7 protein-coding genes and 1 pseudogene are annotated in these 4,264 nt (G+C 66.7%); all 8 read left to right on the top strand.

Annotated features, from left to right (window positions below):
* Positions 1-168: pseudogene (locus Q0L11_RS14930) on the top strand (30S ribosomal protein S5); the annotation flags it as partial.
* Between the two features lie 4 nt (positions 169-172).
* Positions 173-358, top strand: a complete 186-nt coding sequence (gene rpmD, locus Q0L11_RS14925; protein WP_296598255.1) for a 50S ribosomal protein L30 — start codon at positions 173-175, stop codon at positions 356-358.
* A gap of 135 nt (positions 359-493) precedes the next feature.
* Complete coding sequence (gene rplO / locus Q0L11_RS14920; RefSeq protein ID WP_296598254.1) at positions 494-979, top strand: 50S ribosomal protein L15; 486 nt, start codon at positions 494-496, stop codon at positions 977-979.
* A gap of 83 nt (positions 980-1,062) precedes the next feature.
* On the top strand, positions 1,063-2,409 hold the full coding sequence (secY, locus tag Q0L11_RS14915; RefSeq protein WP_296598252.1) for a preprotein translocase subunit SecY: 1,347 nt from the start codon (positions 1,063-1,065) through the stop codon (positions 2,407-2,409).
* Positions 2,410-2,472: 63 nt separating this feature from the next.
* Positions 2,473-3,045, top strand: a complete 573-nt coding sequence (locus tag Q0L11_RS14910) for an adenylate kinase (RefSeq protein ID WP_296598251.1) — start codon at positions 2,473-2,475, stop codon at positions 3,043-3,045.
* A gap of 277 nt (positions 3,046-3,322) precedes the next feature.
* Positions 3,323-3,691: a 30S ribosomal protein S13 gene (rpsM, locus tag Q0L11_RS14905; RefSeq protein WP_296598250.1), complete on the top strand. Its 369-nt coding sequence runs from the start codon at positions 3,323-3,325 to the stop codon at positions 3,689-3,691.
* Positions 3,692-3,703: 12 nt separating this feature from the next.
* Entirely contained in the window at positions 3,704-4,093 is a 390-nt protein-coding gene (rpsK, locus tag Q0L11_RS14900; RefSeq protein WP_012521811.1) for a 30S ribosomal protein S11, read from the top strand.
* 73 nt (positions 4,094-4,166) lie between these two features.
* Positions 4,167-4,264, top strand: a 98-nt coding sequence (locus Q0L11_RS14895) for a hypothetical protein (protein ID WP_296598257.1), incomplete at its 3' end; no start/stop codon positions are given.

The following is a 4,264-nucleotide window of genomic DNA, read 5'->3' as shown; positions in this document are numbered from 1 at the left end:
GTCGGCTCGTCCAACCCCTACAACATGGTGCGCGCGACGTTCGAAGCGCTGAAGGCCCAGTCCTCGCCCCGCCAGGTTGCGGCCAAGCGCGGCAAGAAGGTCTCGGACGTGATCGGCCGCCGCGCCGACGGCGCCTCGGCCGCTGCGGCCGCGGACGCGGAAGGTTAAGCTCATGGCTGACAAGAAGACGTTCAAGGTTCGCCAGACCGGCAGCCCGATCCGCCGGACCAAGGACCAGCGCGCCACGCTCGCGGGCCTGGGCCTGAACCGGGTCGGCCGCGTGTCCGAGCTCGAGGACACCCCCTCGATCCGCGGCATGGTGGCGAAGGTCGCCCACCTCGTCGAAGTGGTGGAATAGCCAGACTAATCGTGCCATAGGCACGGTGTTGAAGGGCGAGGCGCGAGCCTCGCCCCTCGGCGTTTCTACGCCGACCTTTTTTCAAGCCGAGTCGGGGCAGGGGCCCCGGCGACAGATCTCCAAGGAGAGGCGCACATGACCAAGCTGAACGAACTGGCCCCGCAGGAAGGCTCCACCAAGGGCCGCATGCGCGTCGGCCGCGGCCCGGGTTCGGGCAAGGGCAAGACCGCCGGCCGCGGCGTGAAGGGCCAGAAGGCCCGCACCGGCGTGTCGATCGCGGGCTTCGAAGGCGGCCAGATGCCGCTGCACATGCGCATGCCGAAGCGTGGCTTCAACTCGCGCAACCGCAAGGACTTCGCCGAGGTGAACCTGTGGCGCATCGAGCAGGCGATCGCCGCCGGCAAGCTCGACGCCAAGGCCGCCATCGACGCCGACGCGCTGCTGAAGGCCGGCGTCATCCGCCGCGCCAAGGACGGTGTGAAGCTGTTGGGCGAGGGCGAGCTGAAGTCCAAGCTCAACCTCACCGTCTATTCCGCCACCGCTTCGGCCCGCGCGGCCGTCGAGAAGGCCGGCGGCTCGCTGACCACGACCAAGGTCGAAGCCAAGGCCGAAGAAGCCTAAGGGCTCCCTGCGACGACGCCGGCCTCGCTATCGGGGTCGGCGCGTCCTATCTGAGCAGGGTTACGAGTCAGGGGATTTGCTGAATGGCTTCGGCCGCAGAACAGCTCGCCGCCAATCTGAACTTCGACGCCTTCCGCAAGGCCACGGAGCTTCACAAGCGCATCTGGTTCACGCTCTGGGCGCTGATCGTCTATCGCCTGGGCACCTACATCCCGATCCCCGGCATCGACCCGGCCGCGCTGCAACAGGCCTTCTCGGGCCAGGCGCAGGGCATCCTCGGGATGTTCAACATGTTCTCGGGCGGCGCCGTCGAGCGGATGGCCATCTTTGCCCTGAACGTGATGCCGTACATCTCGGCCTCGATCATCGTCCAGCTCCTCGGCACGGTGTATCCGCCGTGGGAGAAGCTGCGGAAGGAAGGCGGCGAGGCGGGGCGCAAGACGCTCAACCAGTACACCCGCTACCTGACCGTGGTGCTCGCGGTGTTCCAGTCCTTCGGCATCGCCGCGGGCCTGTCGCAGAGCCCCGGCCTGGTCCAGAACCCGGGCATCTTCTTCATCGTCGCGACCGTGGTCACCCTGACGGGCGGCACCATGTTCCTGATGTGGCTGGGCGAGCAGATCACCAGCCGCGGGGTCGGCAACGGCATCTCGCTGCTGATCTTCGCCGGCATCGTCGCGGTCTTGCCGCGCTACCTGATGCAGGCCCTGGAACTGACCCGCACGGGCTCGATGAACACGGGCACGCTGTTCCTGATGGTCATTCTGATCGTCGCCGTGACGGTGGCGATCGTCTTCATGGAGCGCTCGCAGCGGCGCCTGCTGGTGCAATATCCCAAGCGCCAGGTGGGCAACCGCATGTTCGGCGGCGACACCTCGTTCCTGCCGCTCAAGATCAACACCTCGGGCGTGATCCCGCCGATCTTCGCGTCTTCGCTGCTGCTGCTGCCGGCCACCGTCATGGGCTTCGCGGCCACCGCGAACCTGCCGGAATGGCTTCAGTGGCTGCCGCTGGCGGTGGGCCAACTCCAGCACGGCCAGCCGCTGTTCATGGTGCTCTACGGCGCCCTGATCATCTTCTTCTGCTTCTTCTACACGTCGGTTGTCTTCAACCCCGAGGACACGGCGGAGAACCTGCGCAAGTACGGCGGCTTCCTGCCGGGCATCCGCCCGGGCAAGCGGACGGCCGAGTACCTCGACTTCGTCCTGACGCGCCTGACCGTGATCGGCGCGGCCTACATCACGCTGGTCTGCCTCGTGCCGGAGGCGCTGATGAAGGTCTCGGGAACGCAGTTCTACATGGGCGGTACGTCGCTGCTCATCGTGGTCAGCGTCACCATGGACACCGTGGCCCAGATCCAGTCGCACCTGCTGGCGCACCAGTACGAAGGCCTGATCAAGAAGTCGAAGCTGCGGGGCGGCCGTCGCTAGGACGGCCCGCCTTGGGTGACGTTGCGATAGGGCGCCACAAGAGCGCCGGGTGAGGGGATCGCTATGAACCTGATTCTGTTCGGGCCGCCGGCGGCGGGGAAGGGCACCCAGGCCAAGCGCCTGGTCGAGACCCGCAACATGGTCCAGTTGTCGACCGGCGACATGCTGCGCGCCGCCATCGCGTCCGGCTCGGAGCTGGGCAAGCGCGTCGAAGGCATCATGCAACGCGGCGATCTGGTCTCGGACGAGATCGTCATCGAGCTTATCGAGAGCCGCCTGCCCGAGGCCGAAGCCGCCGGCGGCGCGATCTTCGACGGCTTCCCCCGGACGCTCCCGCAGGCCGAGGCCCTGGACAAGATGCTGAAGGGCCGTGGCAGCCAGATCGACCTGGTCCTGCGCCTGAAGGTCGACGACGAGGCGCTGAAGAAGCGCATCGCCGGCCGCTTCGCCGAGTCGGGCCGCCCCGACGACAATCCCGAGAGCTTCGTGGTCCGCCTCGAGGCCTACAACCGCCAGACCGCGCCGCTGCTGCCGTACTACGAAGGGCAGGGCAAGCTGGTGGAAGTCGACGGCATGGGCGCCATCGACGCCGTCGCCGCCGGCATCGACGCGGCGATGGACAAGGCGCGCGGCTAAGCGTCCTGGCCGATTGCGGATCAGCCGCACTCATGCTTACCTTTTCGCGATCCGGTGTGGAAACCGGGGTGGCGAACGTGTGCGAGGCGTCCCAACCCTTGCGCGCGCAGTATTTCGTTCACATTTGGGCGTTTCCGCCATTGACGGGGGCACCCCGATCCATATAACGAAGCGCTTCCGCGAAAGAGCGCGAAGGACGCGCCGGCCTATGCCTATGGCAGATTGGGGCCGGGGCGCCGTTTGCGCTTTTCTTGCGTGATCCAGGAGATTACCTCACGTGGCCCGTATCGCTGGCGTCAACATTCCTACGAACAAGCGCGTCGTGATCGCGCTGCAGTACATCCATGGCATCGGCGAGGCGAAGGCCCGCGAGATCGTCAGCAAGGTCGGCATCGAGGACGCCCGGCGCGTCAATCAGCTCACCGACCAGGAAGTGCTGCAGATTCGCGAGACGATCGACCGCGACTACCTGGTCGAAGGCGACCTGCGCCGCGAGACCGCGGTCAACATCAAGCGCCTGATGGACCTGGCCTGCTATCGCGGCCTGCGTCACCGCAAGGGCCTGCCGGTCCGCGGTCAGCGCACGCACACCAACGCCCGCACCCGCAAGGGCCCGGCCAAGCCGATCGCCGGCAAGAAGAAGTAAGAGAGCTAGTCGATGGCCAAGGAACCGGCGCGCGTCAAACGCCGCGAGCGCAAGAACATCACGTCGGGCGTGGCCCACGTGAATGCGTCCTTCAACAACACCATGGTGACCATCACCGACGCCCAGGGGAACACGATCTCCTGGTCCAGCGCCGGCCTGATGGGCTTCAAGGGTTCGCGTAAGTCGACGCCCTACGCCGCCCAGATGGCGGCCGAGGACGCCGGCCGTAAGGCCGCCGAACACGGCGTGCGCACGCTGGAAGTCAACGTCTCGGGCCCCGGCTCGGGCCGTGAGTCGGCTCTGCGCGCGCTGCAGGCGGTGGGTATGACGATCACCACTATCCGGGATGTGACGCCCATTCCGCACAACGGCTGCCGCCCGCCCAAGCGCCGGCGCGTCTAGTCGTTAGAGCTACAATTCCCTGACGCCGGCCGTGGATTTACGGCCGGCGATCCTGCGTTTTCGAGGGACACACGTGATCGAACGAAACTGGAATGAACTAATCCGTCCCGAGAAGCCGCAAATCGAGACCGGCGCCGACGCCAGCCGCAAGGCGCGTCTGGTGGCCGAGCC

The organism is Phenylobacterium sp. (assembly GCF_024508875.1).
In the GTDB taxonomy this organism is placed as follows: Bacteria; Pseudomonadota; Alphaproteobacteria; order Caulobacterales; family Caulobacteraceae; genus Phenylobacterium.
The sequence above is the reverse complement of the archived record's forward strand: the minus strand, read 5'-3'. Positions and strand labels throughout refer to the sequence as shown.

Excerpts from the sequence above, each read along its gene's own strand:
- rpmD (WP_296598255.1), top strand. The coding sequence starts at position 173 with ATGGCTGACAAGAAGACGTTCAAGGTTCGCCAGACCGGCAGCCCGATC.
- Q0L11_RS14910 (WP_296598251.1), top strand. The coding sequence starts at position 2,473 with ATGAACCTGATTCTGTTCGGGCCGCCGGCGGCGGGGAAGGGCACCCAG.
- rplO (WP_296598254.1), top strand. The coding sequence starts at position 494 with ATGACCAAGCTGAACGAACTGGCCCCGCAGGAAGGCTCCACCAAGGGC.
- rpsK (WP_012521811.1), top strand. The coding sequence starts at position 3,704 with ATGGCCAAGGAACCGGCGCGCGTCAAACGCCGCGAGCGCAAGAACATC.
- secY (WP_296598252.1), top strand. The coding sequence starts at position 1,063 with ATGGCTTCGGCCGCAGAACAGCTCGCCGCCAATCTGAACTTCGACGCC.